Origin of the sequence: Hafnia psychrotolerans (genome assembly GCF_014639435.1) — a bacterium.
GTDB classification, from domain to species: Bacteria; Pseudomonadota; Gammaproteobacteria; order Enterobacterales; family Enterobacteriaceae; genus Ewingella; species Ewingella psychrotolerans.
Genome location: NZ_BMFZ01000006.1, coordinates 24,972 through 41,062, shown reverse-complemented (window position 1 = coordinate 41,062; position 16,091 = coordinate 24,972). Strand labels below are relative to the sequence as shown.

General features: G+C 52.4%; 12 protein-coding genes. 2 read left to right on the top strand and 10 right to left on the bottom strand.

The annotated features are described in order from the left end of the window. Window positions 1-66: 66 nt before the first annotated feature. Window positions 67-1,206 (bottom strand): iron uptake system protein EfeO, encoded by a 1,140-nt coding sequence (efeO, locus tag IEV89_RS12100; protein WP_188473777.1) that lies wholly within the window; start codon window positions 1,204-1,206, stop codon window positions 67-69. Between the two features lie 63 nt (window positions 1,207-1,269). Continuing rightward, on the bottom strand, window positions 1,270-2,121 hold the full coding sequence (gene efeU, locus IEV89_RS12095) for an iron uptake transporter permease EfeU (RefSeq protein WP_188473776.1): 852 nt from the start codon (window positions 2,119-2,121) through the stop codon (window positions 1,270-1,272). A gap of 67 nt (window positions 2,122-2,188) precedes the next feature. On the opposite strand from efeU, the gene IEV89_RS12090 reads away from it, so the two are divergent. After that, window positions 2,189-2,326 carry a hypothetical protein gene (locus IEV89_RS12090; RefSeq protein WP_188473775.1) on the top strand — a complete coding sequence of 46 codons (138 nt, stop codon included), beginning with the start codon at window positions 2,189-2,191 and terminating at the stop codon, window positions 2,324-2,326. 49 nt (window positions 2,327-2,375) lie between these two features. On the opposite strand, the gene putP is transcribed toward IEV89_RS12090, so the two are convergent. After that, window positions 2,376-3,860 (bottom strand): sodium/proline symporter PutP, encoded by a 1,485-nt coding sequence (gene putP, locus IEV89_RS12085; protein ID WP_188473774.1) that lies wholly within the window; start codon window positions 3,858-3,860, stop codon window positions 2,376-2,378. 466 nt (window positions 3,861-4,326) lie between these two features. Between putP and putA the strand changes: the two genes are divergently transcribed. After that, window positions 4,327-8,322 (top strand): trifunctional transcriptional regulator/proline dehydrogenase/L-glutamate gamma-semialdehyde dehydrogenase, encoded by a 3,996-nt coding sequence (putA, locus tag IEV89_RS12080; RefSeq protein ID WP_188473773.1) that lies wholly within the window; start codon window positions 4,327-4,329, stop codon window positions 8,320-8,322. Between the two features lie 770 nt (window positions 8,323-9,092). On the opposite strand, the gene tcyN is transcribed toward putA, so the two are convergent. The 7 genes from tcyN to IEV89_RS12045 all read right to left on the bottom strand — a co-directional run bounded on the left by tcyN (window position 9,093) and on the right by IEV89_RS12045 (window position 15,813). Then, on the bottom strand, window positions 9,093-9,845 hold the full coding sequence (tcyN, locus tag IEV89_RS12075) for an L-cystine ABC transporter ATP-binding protein TcyN (protein WP_188473772.1): 753 nt from the start codon (window positions 9,843-9,845) through the stop codon (window positions 9,093-9,095). Continuing rightward, a complete protein-coding gene (gene tcyL, locus IEV89_RS12070; protein ID WP_188473771.1) occupies window positions 9,842-10,510 on the bottom strand; it encodes a cystine ABC transporter permease in 669 nt (222 codons plus the stop codon). Before tcyL ends, tcyN begins: the two co-directional genes overlap by 4 nt. A 165-nt stretch (window positions 10,511-10,675) precedes the next feature. Beyond that, window positions 10,676-11,479, bottom strand: coding sequence for a cystine ABC transporter substrate-binding protein (gene tcyJ / locus IEV89_RS12065; protein WP_188473770.1), 804 nt, complete (start codon window positions 11,477-11,479; stop codon window positions 10,676-10,678). Between the two features lie 251 nt (window positions 11,480-11,730). Continuing rightward, window positions 11,731-12,741 (bottom strand): D-cysteine desulfhydrase, encoded by a 1,011-nt coding sequence (locus IEV89_RS12060; protein WP_373283378.1) that lies wholly within the window; start codon window positions 12,739-12,741, stop codon window positions 11,731-11,733. Window positions 12,742-12,929: 188 nt separating this feature from the next. Then, window positions 12,930-13,436 (bottom strand): flagella biosynthesis regulatory protein FliZ, encoded by a 507-nt coding sequence (fliZ, locus tag IEV89_RS12055; protein ID WP_188473768.1) that lies wholly within the window; start codon window positions 13,434-13,436, stop codon window positions 12,930-12,932. A gap of 120 nt (window positions 13,437-13,556) precedes the next feature. Further along, entirely contained in the window at window positions 13,557-14,279 is a 723-nt protein-coding gene (locus IEV89_RS12050; RefSeq protein ID WP_188473767.1) for an RNA polymerase sigma factor FliA, read from the bottom strand. A gap of 253 nt (window positions 14,280-14,532) precedes the next feature. Next, window positions 14,533-15,813, bottom strand: coding sequence for a FliC/FljB family flagellin (locus IEV89_RS12045; RefSeq protein WP_188473766.1), 1,281 nt, complete (start codon window positions 15,811-15,813; stop codon window positions 14,533-14,535). Window positions 15,814-16,091: the final 278 nt, after the last annotated feature.

Genomic DNA, 16,091 nt, shown 5'->3' with positions numbered 1-16,091 from the left:
CATTCGAGTCGCCCAGAGGCTCCTACTTTTGGTGCAAAAAAACGGCAGCCGAAGTATGAAGGAGAATCAGTCCAGGCCCAGTACACCACGCAGCTTCGCGAGATCTTCCGCCAGCGTGGTGATCGGCCCTTTCATCGCATTTCGGTCAGCGTCGGACAATTTCTCGTAATTCTCATAACCTTGTTTGGTTTTGTATTTATCCAGCAGAGCATCGACGGTTTTAAAGTTAGCGTCGATTTTATCCAGCAGCGGTTTGTCAGCCTTGATCAGCAATGGGCGCAGCAAGTTGACAATTTTTTGTGCGCCATCAAGGTTGGCACGGAAATCCCACAGATCGGTGCGGCTGTAACGGTCTTCTTCACCGCTGATTTTGCTAGAGGCCACTTCTTCAATTAGGCCCGCTGCGCCACCGACCACTTTGCTTGGTGGGAAGGTCAGATCGGTGATACGTTTTTGTAGATCCTGCACATCGGTATAAAGTTTGTCAGCGAACTTCTCAGTGCCTTGGGTGGTTTTATCCGCGAACAGGATTTTTTCCAGACGGTGGAAACCAGTGAAATTAGGATCCTCAGCTTTTTTCTCGAAGTCGTCTTCACGGGCATCGATGCTGCCATCCAAATCAGAGAAGAGCTCGGCGATAGGCTCGATGCGTTCATAGTAAACGCGCGTTGACGGATAGAGCGCCTGGGCTTTTTTCAGATCGCCCTTCTTGATAGCGTCGGTAAACGCTTTGGTGTGCGACACCAGTTCGCCAACCTGTTGGATGACATACACTTTGTATTCAGCAATGGGGCCAACCAGCGCCATAGCATCAGGCTTGGTAGCCACGGCAGCACCTTCAGCCGTCACGGTCAATTTGCCTTTTGGATTGCTCAGCAAACCGCAGGTCATGTCATATTCACCCGGTTCGAGATTAGCGGTCATTTTCTGGGTGAAGCCCGGCGCGACGTTCTCACGCTCCTCGATGACCATCACACCTTTGAGAATTTCCCATTCCAACCCTTTCTGGCTGGCATTGTGCACCACAAACTGAGTTTTACCGGCAGGCACGGTCAGCGCCATGGGTTCACATTGTTTGTCATTAACGGTGATCTTAACCTGACGAACATCGGCAGCCAGCACGTTAGCGCTCAGCGCAAAGGCCGGCAGAGACAACAGGGCAATCTGTAAAGCTTTACGGCGAAACAATGGGGATGAATATGACATGTATAACTCCCTGACAAAGACGGTGTGATAGACAATAAAGTGACAAACAATAGGGCTGTGGCATCAACGTGGTGTTTTTTGCCCGGCCGATGCCGACGCAACGGCAGGTGGTCGACTTTGTGGCATAAAGAACAGGAACAACGCCGGGATCAGATAGAGGAAATAGACCGAGACTTCGCTAACCGTCGGCGCTTCCTGATAACCGAACATGCCTTCCAGCAGGGTTCCGAATAAAGAATGTGTCGATAGCGTGCCGCTGAGATCGAATGCGACATCCTGCATGCGGTTCCATAGGCCAGCTTCGTGGAAGGCGCGAATAGCGCCCGCGGCCAGACCCGCAGCGACAAACAGAATAAACAGGCTGGTCCATTTGAAGAACTTCGCCAAATGCAGCTTCACACCACCGTAGTAAATCAGGAAACCGAGCGCGATAGCCGAACCTAAACCAAGCAGCGCACCGATCGGTGCTTCAATACCCACATCCTGCTGGAAGGCCGCCAACAGGAAAAAAACGGATTCCAGCCCTTCCCGAGCCACGGCGAAAAACACCATCGCCACCAGCGCCCAGCCCTGCCCGCGATTTGAATTCAGTGCATGATCAATCGCGCCTTCCAGATGTACTTTGATGGAGCGCGAGACTTTACGCATCCAGAACACCATGTAGGTCAGAATGCAGACGGCAACGATGGCCACCATGCCTTCAAATAACTCCTGCTGCTTTTGTGGGAATTCACCGGTGGTTTCATTGATGAATATGCCCAGCGCCAGACACAGGGCTGCGGCGACAATCACACCAATCCATACCACACCGAGCCACTGCCCGCGCTGCGTCCGTTTCAGATAGCTGGCGATCAAGCTAACAATTAACGCGGCTTCCAGCCCTTCGCGAAACATAATGAGAAAAGGGACGAACATAGAAGAGACTCCCGGCACCGGAATGCTGAATAGTGAAATACGAACCTATCGCGTAAAGATAAGTAAAATGAAAACGATAGTGATTATCATTCTTGAAGAAATAAAAACAAGGGCCTTAAGGGGATTTTTTGCACTGTTGCACGGCTTTCAGCACGATAATTTATTACTGATTATTTCTGCGGGGATTAATGACGGCGGGGATTAATGATAAAAGCGGAGCCAGAAGGACTGACTCCGCGGTTTCTGATGAACGATCAGACAGTCTTGAATTCAGCTTCTGCCGCATCAAAACGTTGCTCAATGGCAGCAGACGGCGCCCTTCCCATCAGGCTGACAATCCAGATCGCGAGCGAAGCAAAAATAAAGCCGGGAATAATTTCGTACAGATCCCACCAGGCGTACTGCTTCCATACCAGCACGGTTATTGCACCGACCAGCATACCGGCCAGCGCCCCATTGCGGGTCATTCGTTTCCACATGACGGAAATCAGGATCACCGGACCAAATGCCGCACCAAAGCCTGCCCACGCATAACTCACTAAGCCGAGTACCCGGTTTTCAGGGTTGGCTGCCAGCGCAATCGCGACCAGCGCCACCACCAGCACCATGGTACGGCCAATCCATACCAGTTCTAATTGGCTGGCATTTTTGCGCAGGAACGCTTTGTAGAGATCTTCCGTTATGGCGCTTGAACAGACCAGTAACTGGCAGCTCAGTGTACTCATTACCGCAGCAAGGATGGCGGAAAGCAGCACCCCGGCTATCCACGGATTGAACAGAATTTTCGTCAGTTCAATGAATACACGCTCGCCGTTTTGCGTCACATTGCCCGCCTGCCCCGGATTATCGCTGAAATAAGCAATACCGAAGAAGCCAACAGCAACGGTGCCCGCCAGACAGAGGATCATCCAGATCATGCTGATGCGCCGTGCACTGCGGATCGTGCGGTGAGAGTCAGCAGCCATAAAGCGTGCCAAAATATGTGGCTGGCCGAAATAACCCAGTCCCCAGCCCAGCAGGGAGAGAATCGTGACCAGATTCATCCCTTTAAACATATCGGTATATTCAGGATTCTTGGCATTGATCACCATCAGAGAGGTATCAATCCCCCCCACCGCCAGGATCACAAACACAGGTGTCAGGATCAGCGCGAAAATCATCAAGCTGGCTTGTACGGTATCGGTCCAGCTCACGGCCAGAAAACCGCCAATAAACGTATACACAATCGTTGCTGCCGCACCGGCCCACAGCGCAGTCTGATACGTCATACCGAAGGTACTTTCAAACAAACGCGCACCGGCAACAATACCGGAAGCACAATAGATAGTGAAAAACACCAGAATGACAATGGCGGAAATAATTCGCAGCATTTTGCTTTTATCTTCAAAGCGATGCGTGAAGTAATCCGGTAAGGTCAGCGCATTGTTATTGGCTTCGGTATGCACCCGCAAGCGCCCGGCCACCAACTTCCAGTTGAGATAAGCACCGACAGTAAGCCCGATGGCAATCCAGCTTTCGGAAATGCCGGAGATAAAAATCGCCCCCGGTAAGCCCATAAGCAACCAGCCGCTCATGTCAGACGCGCCGGCGGACAGCGCGGTCACCAGACTACCGAGACTCCGACCGCCCAAAATATAGTCATCGAAATTCTTGGTCCGCAAATAGGCGATCAGCCCTATCAGGATCATGCCGAAAATATAAACGCAAAACGTCACCATCATTGGCGTATTGACTGTCATGCAAGTTCTCCACTTGTTGTCCTGTACTTATTCTCTATGAAACAAGAAAAAGCCGGTTAATTATGATGTGTGTGCACAGGCTTGAGCGCCAGCTAAAAAGCCAATGAGGCCGGATACTCTGCGACATAAAGTCTAATTTCAATAGTTTTAACAAACCGGTTACAAGAAACCCATCCCAAGTCACAGTTAGCACCCTCTAAGGTTGCACCTTACATTACACAGAGTTGCACCTACCACATTTCTTACATACATGGGCTAACATCCATGGTCATGAAGCCAAAAATGTTAATAATTGCTGAAACTTTCGCATTGCCACGCATCTTATATTTAACACGGTTGCACAAAGTTGCAACTTAGAAGATATTGCTGCAGAGAGTGATTTCATGACAGATATTCATAATGGCTTTGCTCGTGCCATTGACGCTGCGGCTTCAGGGATCACGGGCCTTAATTACGGAGTGGCTAGATGGGCATGACGACGATGGGCGTTAAGTTGGATGAGGGCACCCGCGACCGGCTGAAAGTAGCAGCACAACGTATTGATCGCACACCACATTGGTTGATCAAACAGGCGATTTATTCTTATCTTGAGAGACTGGAAAACGGCGATACCTTGCCGGAGATCCCGGCGCTGAATGCCGGTAGCATGGCCGAAAATGATGATCAACCCGCGCTGACCTTGGTCGAGGCACATCAGCCCTTCCTCGACTTCGCCGAGCAAATCCTGCCACAATCGGTCAGTCGCTCAGCCATCACTTCTGCATATCGTCGCCCGGAGGCTGAAGCGGTCTCCATGTTATTGGAGCAGGCCCGTTTACCCGCCCCCATGGACCAAGCCGCGCACAAGCTGGCGTACGACCTGGCCAGCAAATTGCGCAATCAAAAAAGTGCTAACGGACGGGCCGGTATGGTACAGAGTCTGTTGCAGGAGTTCTCCCTCTCCTCTCATGAAGGCGTGGCCCTGATGTGTTTAGCCGAGGCCTTGCTACGTATACCCGATAAGCCAACCCGTGATGCGCTGATCCGTGACAAAATCAGCACCGGCAATTGGCATTCACACCTTGGGCGCAGTCCATCGCTGTTTGTGAACGCAGCAACCTGGGGATTATTGTTTACCGGTAAACTGGTGGCGACCCACAATGAAGCCAACTTGTCGCGATCCCTCAACCGTATTATCGGTAAAGGCGGCGAGCCGCTGATCCGCAAAGGCGTAGACATGGCAATGCGCCTAATGGGCGAGCAGTTTGTCACCGGCGAAACCATTGCCGAAGCGCTGGCCAACGCCCGTAAACACGAAGAAAAAGGCTTCCGTTACTCCTACGATATGCTGGGCGAAGCGGCGCTGACTGAAAAAGACGCACAGGCATATTTGCAGTCTTATCAGCAGGCGATTAACGCCATCGGTAAAGCGTCCAACGGGCGCGGCATTTATGAAGGGCCGGGGATTTCCATCAAGCTTTCCGCCCTGCATCCGCGTTACAGCCGTGCGCAGTACGAGCGCGTGATGGAAGAACTTTATCCGCGTCTGCTGTCGCTGACCTTGCTGGCACGCAGCTACGACATCGGCATTAACATTGACGCCGAAGAAGCGGATCGTCTGGAGATCTCCCTCGACCTGCTGGAAAAGCTCTGTTTTGAGCCCGAACTGACAGGCTGGAACGGCATCGGCTTCGTGATTCAGGCGTATCAGAAACGCTGCCCAATGGTCATCGATTACCTGACCAATCTGGCCCAACGCAGCCGCCGACGTCTAATGATCCGTCTGGTGAAAGGCGCGTATTGGGACAGCGAAGTCAAACGTGCGCAGGTTGAGGGTCTGGAAGATTATCCGGTCTATACCCGCAAAGTGTACACCGACGTCTCTTATCTGGCCTGCGCGCGTAAATTGCTGGCAGTGCCGAACCTGATTTACCCGCAGTTCGCGACCCATAATGCCCATACGCTGGCCGCGATTTACCAGTTGGCAGGCAATAACTATTATCCCGGACAGTACGAATTCCAGTGTCTGCATGGCATGGGCGAACCGTTGTACGAACAGGTGGTCGGTAAAATTTCCGCAGGCAAACTAAACCGTCCTTGCCGAATTTATGCCCCGGTGGGTACTCATGAAACCTTACTCGCCTATTTGGTCCGCCGCTTGCTGGAAAACGGCGCCAACACGTCATTTGTCAACCGTATCGCAGATGCCACATTGCCGCTTGACGAACTGGTCGCTGATCCGGTGAAAGCGGTTGAAGCCCTGAGCGTCAGTGAGGGACAGATTGGCCTGCCTCACCCGCGCATTGCGTTACCCCGTCACTTATATGGTGACACTTCAACGAATGGCATACATCGCCATACCCGCGTCAACTCTTCCGGGCTGGATATGTCTAACGAACATCGGTTGGCCTCATTGTCCAGCGCCCTGCTCAGTGGCGCAGCGCAACAGCTCAAAGCCCAGCCGATGATTGATGCCGAACTGGATGAGGGAGAATTTGTGGCGGTGACCAATCCGGCGGAACCGAAAGATATCGTCGGTTACGTAAGGGAGGCGACCGAGACTGAGGTAAGCCGCGCACTCAATGCCGCGGCGGCGGCGGGTCCGATCTGGTTTGCGACCCCTCCCGAAGAGCGCGCTGCCATCTTGCAACGTGCGGCTGAATTGATGGAAGGCGAACTGCAAAGCCTGCTTGGTGTTCTGGTGCGCGAAGCCGGCAAGACCTTTAATAACGCCATCGCTGAAGTACGCGAAGCGGTGGATTTCCTGCATTACTACGCCGGGCAGGTCCGCGAGTTGTTTGACAATAACACTCACCGCCCGTTAGGCACCGTTGTCTGTATCAGTCCATGGAACTTCCCGCTGGCGATTTTCAGCGGTCAGATCGCCGCCGCACTGGCGGCAGGTAACAGCGTGCTGGCTAAACCCGCGGAACAAACGTCGCTGATTGCCGCCCAGGCCGTACGCATTCTGCATGAAGCGGGCGTTCCCGCTGGCGTGTTACAACTGCTTCCGGGTCAGGGCGAAACCGTGGGCGCGCAACTGGTTAATGATGAACGCGTGCGTGGCGTGCTGTTTACCGGTTCCACCGACGTGGCGGGTATTTTACAGCGCAGCATTGCCGGACGACTGGATCCACAAGGCCGCCCTGTTCCGCTGATTGCTGAAACCGGTGGGTTAAACGCCATGATTGTCGACTCTTCGGCGCTGACTGAACAGGTGGTGACTGACATCGTGGCCTCGGCCTTCGACAGTGCCGGTCAGCGCTGCTCCGCATTGCGTATTCTGTGTATTCAGGAAGATGTCGCTGAGCACACCTTGCAAATGCTGCGCGGTGCCATGGCGGAATGCCGGATGGGTAACCCGGAACGCCTCTCGACGGACATCGGCCCGGTGATTGATAGCCAAGCGCAAAAAGGGATTGAGCAACATATCGACGCGATGCGTGCCAAAGGCCGTACGGTATATCAGGCCGCGCAGCACAAACCACAGGACCAGCAGGAGTGGGCTCGCGGGACATTCGTCAAGCCAACACTGATCGAGCTGGACAGCTTCGATGAACTGAAAAAAGAGATTTTTGGTCCGGTGCTGCACGTCGTGCGCTATGCACGTCAGGATCTCGACGCGTTGGTTGAGCAAATAAATGCCGCCGGTTATGGCCTGACATTAGGTATTCACACCCGAATTGACGAAACCATTAACCGCGTGACGTCAAAAGCGAAGGTTGGCAACATGTACGTCAACCGGAACATGGTCGGTGCCGTGGTGGGTGTCCAGCCGTTTGGCGGTGAAGGTCTGTCAGGGACTGGCCCGAAAGCAGGCGGACCGCTGTATCTGTATCGTCTGCTGTGCAACCGTCCGCTGGAAGCAGTGTCTCAGGCATTGAGCACTCAGGAACTGCCGCTGGATACCTCACTGCGAGAGGCCCTGCTGCTCCCGCATCACGCGTTGCAACAATGGGCAACGGATCAGAAAAACCGCGAGCCGTTAGTCACGATCTGCGAACGCTTTAGGCTAGCAGCCCAGGGCGGTAGTGTTCGTATCCTTCCAGGTCCAACGGGTGAGCGTAATACTTATGCGCTGTTACCTCGTGAGCGCGTGTTGGCGCTGGCGGATAATCAGGATGATGCACTGATTCAACTTGCCGCCGTTACTGCATGCGGTTGCCGTGTGTTGTGGCCGGATGCGCCATTGCAACGTGACGTGTTCAACCTGCTGCCGAAAACGGTACAAGCGCGTATTGATTTCGCCAAAGATTGGCAAACCGATGCCCTGGTCTTCGACGCGGTGATTTACCACGGTGACGCCGATCAACTGCGTGAGCTATGTCAGGTCATTGCCAGACGGGGCGGGCCAATTGTCTCTGTGCAGGGTTTTGCGCGCGGTGAAGACAATATTCTGCTTGAACGCCTGTTGCATGAGCGCTCCCTGAGTGTGAATACTGCGGCGGCCGGAGGTAATGCGAGTTTGATGACCATCGGATGATGGTCTGGGCATCTCCGGGCTTGCAGCCCAAACCTGCTAAGCCCTTGGCTTACAGCCCAAACTGGCCTTAACGTCAAGGTCGTGGGCGCCGGCCCACACCGGGTTAAGGGCAGTAAACGCTGCCCTTAACAATCCTGCGTTTTTTTGCTGCTGCAACACCGCCGCTACGCGGGTCACCATGGCCGTGTTTCAGTCACCGTTGTTATAGCCGCAAAATGTCGCCGCTTAAGCGGTGCCTTCGCTGCGGGTTTCGAGCCTATGGTCTCGAACCACTTGCTCAGCGCCATTTTTGAATGCGGCCCGGACTTTTTTAAAAGACAGAACGGTTCTGGTTCAGGTTTTGAATGGCGGCGTAATTTAAGAAAAACAAAGCGGGTTTGGTTTTGGTTTTGGTTTTGGTTTTGGTTTTGGTTTTAAAGAAGCTGAGGCCGTATTCAAAATGTCACCGGCAAGTTGGTGGAGAGACAACATTTTTACCGTTGGCTCGAACCCGCAGCCGGGAAGCCCGTCAGGGCTGACATTTTACGGCTATCGCTGGAGTTCCTGAAACACGGCCATTTTGACCCGCGTAGCTGCCAGTGCCCCATGAAAGAGCGCGGAGTCCAGAGGCCCGCGCGACTGCGGGTCTCTGGTCGGTGTGGGCCGACGCCCACGACCTTGAATTTGAAGTTGAAGTTGAAGTTGAATTTCAAATTCAATTTGAAGTTGAATTTGAATTTGAATTTGAATTTGAATTTGAATTTGAATTCAAAAGCGTCTGCAGCTCGCCATCAGTGTGCGAGAAACTTCTCGAGAAACTGTTTTGTCCGCGCCTGCTGAGGATTGGAAAAGAGCGCTTTAGCAGGACCTTGCTCAACAATCCGTCCTGCATCCATAAAAATTGCCCGGTCGGCAACATCGCGCGCAAAGCTCATTTCGTGGGTGACGATCACCATGGTTCGGTGTTCCAACGCTAAGGCGCGGATGGTGTTGAGCACCTCGCCAACCAACTCGGGGTCCAGCGCCGACGTGGGCTCATCGAATAAAATCACTTCAGGGTTCATCGCCAACGCGCGGGCAATGGCCACCCGCTGCTGCTGCCCCCCAGACAAACGTCGTGGGTAGGCATCTTCTTTACCACTCAAACCGACTTTGACTAGCAATTCACGGGCGTAGGCAATGGCTTTGGCCCGCGGTTCACCCTTCACAATCACCGGGCCTTCAATGATATTTTCCATCACAGAACGGTGCGGGAATAGGTTGAAGTTCTGGAACACAAAACCGACCTGCTGACGTAACTGGCGGACGTTTTCTTTCTGTTTACTGATGGGGCGATTACCATCAATTTGAATATTGCCAACGGTCACAGTGCCTGAATCCGGCTCTTCGAGCAGATTAATGCTACGCAACAGCGTGGTTTTGCCAGATCCGCTCGGCCCGATAATCGCCACAACTTCGCCAGAGTTCACTTGTAAATCAATAGCGTGCAGCACCGTCTGACCATTGAATTTCTTGGTCAGTTGCTTAACGTCAATGGTACTCATGAAGGCTCCTGATCATGACGGTTAACGCGGTCTTCCAGACGATTTTGCAGGAAGGACAAAACAGTGGCTAATACCCAATAAATCAGCGAAGCAGCCAGGTACATGGTGAACACTTCAAGCGTGCGCGAGGTCACCAGTTGCGCCTGACGGAACAGCTCCGGCACCTGAATAGTGGCGGCAAGCGAGGTATCTTTCACCAGACCAATAAAACTGTTTCCCAGCGGCGGCAGCGCAGTACGGGCTGCCTGCGGTAAAATCACGCGGCGCATGGCTTGCCAGCGACTCATACCAATACTGGCGGCGGCTTCCCACTGGCCTTTCTCAATAGAGGAAATCGCGGCGCGCAGCGTTTCCGAGGTGTAAGCGGCAGTATTAAGCGACAAACCAATCATGGCGGAGGGAATAGGATCCAGCTCAATGCCGAACTGCGGCAGGCCGTAATAGATCATAAACAGTTGCGCGATAAGCGGCGTGCCGCGAAAAACGGATACGTAAAAACGCGACAACCATGAGATGGGCCAAAATTTTGACAAGCGCATCAGCGCCAGCATGAACCCCAACAGCAGCCCGAACACCATCCCACCCAAACTGAGTTGAAGGGTAAACAGCGTACCTTTTAATAGAAAGGGTGCTGAATCCAGCACCAGTTGAATACTTTCTTGCATCTAGGACCTTTCGACTTTTTGGGATCGTCAAGATATTGCCGATGCTCTGGATAAATGAACGGGCATCAAGGTAGCCAGTGCATCAGCCCAGACTCACTGACATAAATCAGTGAGTCTGGCGAGCCAACGTCGCTACCGTCGAGGCAAGTTCAGTGATGACGAGCATTATTTGGTGACGTCAGCCCCAAACCACTTATCTGAGATTTTCGCTAATGAGCCATCTTTTTGCATCTCGGCAATGGCTTTATTGATAGCAGCCAGCAGCTCAGGGTTGTTTTTACGCAACGCTACGCCAGCCTCTTGACGGGCAAACGGCTTGCCTGCCACCGCGAGGGTATCGCCGGTTTTCTTCACCAAATCCAACGCGGCCAAACGGTCAACCAGAATGGCGTCGATACGGCCTACACGCAGATCTTGGTATTTTGTCGGGTCATCATCATAGGTACGGATATCCACGCCCGGCTCATTCGCACGCAGCCACTGTTCGTAGTTGCTGCCCAGACCCACACCGACTTTTTTCCCTTTGAGATCATCAGGCGTGGCAAACTTGGCTTCGTTGCCTTTCTTAGTCAGCACCTGAATACCTGAAACGGTATACGGCGTAGAGAAATCATATTTCTTCTGGCGCTCAGGAGAAATGGTCACCTGGTTTATTGCCACGTCGATACGCTTGGATTCCAACGACGCCAGCATGCCGTCCCATTTGGTTGGTTGCAGCTTGGCTTTCACACCCATATGCTGTGCCAGCGACTCAGCAAACTCCACTTCAAAACCGGTAAGCTTGCCATCAGTTCCCTGAAAACTGAACGGAGGATAAGTCCCTTCGAGGCCCACAATCAGCGTTCCGCGCTCTTTGACTTTCGCCAACAGACCTTCATCAGCGGCAAAGCTGTTGCTGACCATACCGCTGGTCAACGTCACGGCTACGGCACCCAGAAGTAAACGACGACGTAATGTAGAAAAAACCATATTCACCTCATTCGATTTAATTTTAGTTATCAGCCACGGCGCAGTTAATACCTATTTAACTTACCGAAACGTCTAATTATTATCATATTTTCATCACCAGCCGCACGTTAGCACTGCCCACGAATATTATCAGTAATATAATCCTCTAATCTTAGCGCATAAAAGCATAAGTGCGGCTAAGACGGCATAAGCCAGCCGTTAGGCTACGCCAATCACTGCGATGACTCGTATTGAGTCCCTGTAAACGGGTTTTAAATCTGGGGATGATAGGCAAACAGTGCTGGCGCGCCGCCGGTATGAATAAACAGAATAGGCCCGGTTCCCGGAAAACGCCCGCGCTCAATACCGTCCAGCAGACCCGCCATCGCCTTGCCGGTGTAAACCGGGTCCAGCAACATCGCTTCTTTCGCAGCCAGTAATTTGATCGCCGCCAGCCCTTCTTCACTCGGTTCACCGTAGCGTGGGCCAAAGTACTCATCCCACAGATGAATAGGCGGCAACGCCTCGTCAAACTGCAGTCTTTTGGCCACATCACGCGCAATCGCCTCAACTTTAGGCCGCTGCTGCTCCGCTGTACGTGACACCGTCACGCCAATCAACTGCGTGGCAGGCATAAGATGATGTAGCGCAACAGCCAGCCCCGCATGAGTGCCGGCACTGCCGGAAGCCACAACAACGGCGCTGAAATCGACAAAATTGGACGCGCTCTGCTCGGCAATTTCTAGCGCACATTGCACATAGCCCAGCGCCCCCAGAGCATTAGAGCCGCCGACTGGCACAATATAGGGCCGGAAACCCTGAGCTTCGAGTTTTTCTGCTTCATCCGTCAGTTGAGCCATCGGGTCATGCAGTGCCTCACACATCACCACCTCTACGTTGAACAGGTCAAGTAACAACCGGTTGCCGTTGGTGAGGTAATTTGCCTGCGTGGTGCCAATCGGGTTTTCCAGCAACGCAACGCACTTCATGCCCAGCTTGGCGGCGACGGCGGCGGTCTGGCGGACATGATTAGATTGAATCGCCCCCGCGGTGATCAAGGTATCCGCGCCCTCTTCTAACGCGGCAGCGGCCAGAAACTCGAGCTTCCTCAATTTGTTCCCTCCCATCGCCAACGGCGTGACATCGTCACGTTTTATGTAAATCTGGCGGCCGACATAATCGGAAAGACGGTTGAGTTTTTCCAGCGGCGTCACGCTGCCCAGTAAATCCAGACGCGAAAAGGCGTCCAGACGGAGTTTAACCAATGAAATTTTAGCAGGCACAGTGTTCCCCTGAAGCGCTTGATAGCACGCGCGGTGGCGATGAGATGAGTTAGCTGATGAAAGAGAAGGTCTTTGCATTGCCATCAATAGATTATAGACAGAATTTATACTGTCTTGCCGTGGATGCAACACAAAAAAACAGGCACCCGAAGGTGCCTGTTGATGGCAAAGCGTTGAGCAAAAAACGGTTAGGCTGACTTTTGCCATGCCAGATACTGATCATATTTTCGCAACGCAATGCGGTAGTTATCATGCGCTGCCACCGGCAGATCACTCATGATACGCTGATGGATGCTCTCCCCACGGGTACGCTCAAGGGGATAATTATGGGCCACCAGAATTTCATCCAGACGGCGCAGCCGCACAACATATTCGCGTACCGTGCTGTGATTCATTTCGGTTTGTTCAAACAAATATTGCTTGAACGCCATAATGTCAAAATAGGCTGGATGGCTGTTACAGCTGATCTCACTGCAAAAACGGCACAGCGCGGTCAGTTCCTGCGAGAGATTACGCCATACCTCGTCATCAACAGGCTGATCCATTTTAGCAATGGCTTCTTTATTGATGATCTGGCCACGAAATACCAGCGCCATCCGGTCGAGTTCTTTACTGCATTGTGAGCAGTGAGTCTGGCTGTGTTTATAATCTTTTAGATAACGGCTAAGAGGCCGTGTTTTCATTCCCGCTGACATAATGTTTTCCTGGTGAGGAAGTTTAAATATATACCCCAAATAATTCGAGTTGCACAAAAGTCACCAACGTGACTGCAACCTGAAGTATGACGAGTAGTTAACCGGCCAGGAAAAAGCGGATCAATGGTCGTTAGCCAGACGTGAGCGTAAACGCTTAATAGCCTGGCTGTGTAACTGGCTGACGCGGGATTCCCCGACGTCCAGTACTGCCCCGATCTCTTTTAAATTCAACTCTTCCTGGTAGTAAAGCGTTAATACCATCTTTTCCCGTTCTGGTAGTGCATCAATGGCATCCATCACCCGCTGGCGTAAATTACCCTCCAGCAAGAGATGTAACGGGTTGGCCTCTTCGTGCCCTTCCATTAACGCTTCGGCGGAATCACCGTGTTCTTCGCGCCATTCGTCATAAGAGAACAACTGGCTGCTATTGGTATCCATTAAAATCTGGCGGTATTCCTCAATGGGAATATCTAACGCCTGCGCCACTTCACTTTCGCTCGGTGGTCGCCCTAACGCCTGTTCAGCCTGATGCATTGCCTTAGACACTTCACGGGCATTACGCCGAACGCTACGGGGCACCCAGTCACGGCTGCGCAGTTCATCAAGCATCGCGCCACGAATACGCTGGACTGCATAGGTGGTAAACGCTGTGCCCTGCATGGCATCAAACCGCTCAACCGCATTCAATAAGCCAATGCCACCCGCTTGCAGCAGATCGTCAAGCTCCACGCTGGCGGGAAGCCGTACCTGCAAACGCAGGGCTTCATGGCGCACCAGAGGAACATAGCGCTGCCATAAAGAATTTTTGTCTATCACGCCGCTGGCGGTATACAGATCGCTCACTATTCTAACCTGGCAATGGGAGGGTCTGTACCATTATCCTTTCGTCAGCGCTTTCCAATCGCCTGAATAAGGGCTGAAAAACGCGGCTATTTGGATTATGTCGGCATAGCAAACACGTCACGGACGGCAAATATATCAGTGATTCTGCACACAGCATCACACTAAAAGGTAAGAATTAGTTAAAAACACAGTCCACAAAGCTAAAAAAACCCCGCCGAAGCGAGGTTTAAACTGTATGTAACCTGGCTGGCAATTATTGCAGCAGGGTAAGAACAGACTGTGGAACCTGGTTAGCTTTAGACAATACTGACGTACCGGCCTGCTGCAGGATCTGCGCTTTAGACATGGCAGACACTTCTGTTGCGTAGTCAGCATCCTGAATACGGCTCTGTGCAGAAGACAGGTTGGTGGTAGTGTTGTTCAGGTTAGTGATGGCAGAATCGAAACGGTTCTGAACCGCACCCAGTGAAGAACGGAAGGTATCAACTTTAGCGATTGCAGCGTCGATTGCTTTCAGTGGGTCTGAAGTTGCAACCCCTTTGTAAGCATTGGCGTTAGCAGCATCGGCGATGTCGCCGATAGCGCTGGCAACAGCAGCAGTAGGCGTCGCGCCGCCATCTACGATTGCGCCGGCAGCAGTTGTGTAGTCTTTACCCTGAACGGTCACGTAACCTACAGCGGCGCCAGCAGCGTCAGCACCAACTTTAACCAGCTGACCAGCCTGAGTACCGGCAGTAACACCGTTAGCCGTATCAGTATAAGAAACGTCAGTGGTGTTCAGAACAACCGCGCCAGTTGCGTCATCTACAGATGCAGCATAGTTGTTGCTACCATCAGAAACCACGTAAGTTGCCGTCGCTGCGCCAGCCGCAGTCTGCACGTTTTTCAGAGACAGTTTACTTGCGTCCACACCCAGAGAGGTCGCTGCAGAAGACAAGTCAACATTTTTCAGAGAGCCGCTTGCGCCAACCTGAGTGATAGCTGCGCTGGTGTTCAATGCGTTCTTAGACACAGAGAAGCCGTTCAGACCCAGAGTCGACGAATCAATTTTCTGCAGGTCGATGGAGATAGACTGACCATCATTGGCGCCAACCTGAATCTTCATGGTTTGGTTAGAAGCCAACACGTTCACGCCGTTGAACTGAGTCTGACCCGATACGCGGTCGATTTCAGACAGACGTGATGTAATTTCGTCCTGAATTGAGGTCAGGTCGGAATCGGAGTTGGTGCCGTTAGCAGCCTGAACAGACAGCTCACGAATACGCTGTAAGTTGTTGTTGATTTCGCTCAGTGAACCTTCAGTGGTCTGCGCAACAGAGATGCCGTCGTTGGCATTACGTGAAGCCTGAGTCAGGCCATTGATGTTTGACGTGAAACGGTTAGCAATCGCCTGGCCCGCTGCATCGTCTTTAGCGCTGTTAATACGCAGACCCGAAGACAGACGCTCGATAGCAGTGCCCAGTGCTGACTGGGATTTGTTCATGTTGTTCTGAGTCATCAGAGACAGCGTGTTGGTATTAATTACTTGGCCCATGAGTGTATTCCTTCAAATCTGGTTAAGGGGGTTGGGCTTATTTGCCCTCGGTGTTTATCACCGTCCAAACTTGTATCGGCCCTACTCCAGTAACCTTTAGGATTATTTTAAAAAAACATACTCAAAAGCATTTCAATCGCAGCACTAAACCTATCGCAACAGGTTTAGTGCGCGACTGGCTGCGGCTCCTTTGGGGAAGACCAGGGCTGGGATGAGCCAGGTAAAAAAGAAGCCAACGCAGAGGTCGTTCGAAGGATGACGAGCATACCATTTTATTA

What these genes read in the sequence shown, in the direction of transcription:
- tcyL (WP_188473771.1), bottom strand. Translation starts at nt 10,510, where the DNA reads ATGCAAGAAAGTATTCAACTGGTGCTGGATTCAGCACCCTTTCTATTA.
- efeU (WP_188473776.1), bottom strand. Translation starts at nt 2,121, where the DNA reads ATGTTCGTCCCTTTTCTCATTATGTTTCGCGAAGGGCTGGAAGCCGCG.
- IEV89_RS12090 (WP_188473775.1), top strand. Translation starts at nt 2,189, where the DNA reads ATGAAAACGATAGTGATTATCATTCTTGAAGAAATAAAAACAAGGGCC.
- putP (WP_188473774.1), bottom strand. Translation starts at nt 3,860, where the DNA reads ATGACAGTCAATACGCCAATGATGGTGACGTTTTGCGTTTATATTTTC.
- IEV89_RS12045 (WP_188473766.1), bottom strand. Translation starts at nt 15,813, where the DNA reads ATGGGCCAAGTAATTAATACCAACACGCTGTCTCTGATGACTCAGAAC.
- fliZ (WP_188473768.1), bottom strand. Translation starts at nt 13,436, where the DNA reads ATGTCAGCGGGAATGAAAACACGGCCTCTTAGCCGTTATCTAAAAGAT.
- efeO (WP_188473777.1), bottom strand. Translation starts at nt 1,206, where the DNA reads ATGTCATATTCATCCCCATTGTTTCGCCGTAAAGCTTTACAGATTGCC.
- tcyN (WP_188473772.1), bottom strand. Translation starts at nt 9,845, where the DNA reads ATGAGTACCATTGACGTTAAGCAACTGACCAAGAAATTCAATGGTCAG.
- putA (WP_188473773.1), top strand. Translation starts at nt 4,327, where the DNA reads ATGGGCATGACGACGATGGGCGTTAAGTTGGATGAGGGCACCCGCGAC.
- tcyJ (WP_188473770.1), bottom strand. Translation starts at nt 11,479, where the DNA reads ATGGTTTTTTCTACATTACGTCGTCGTTTACTTCTGGGTGCCGTAGCC.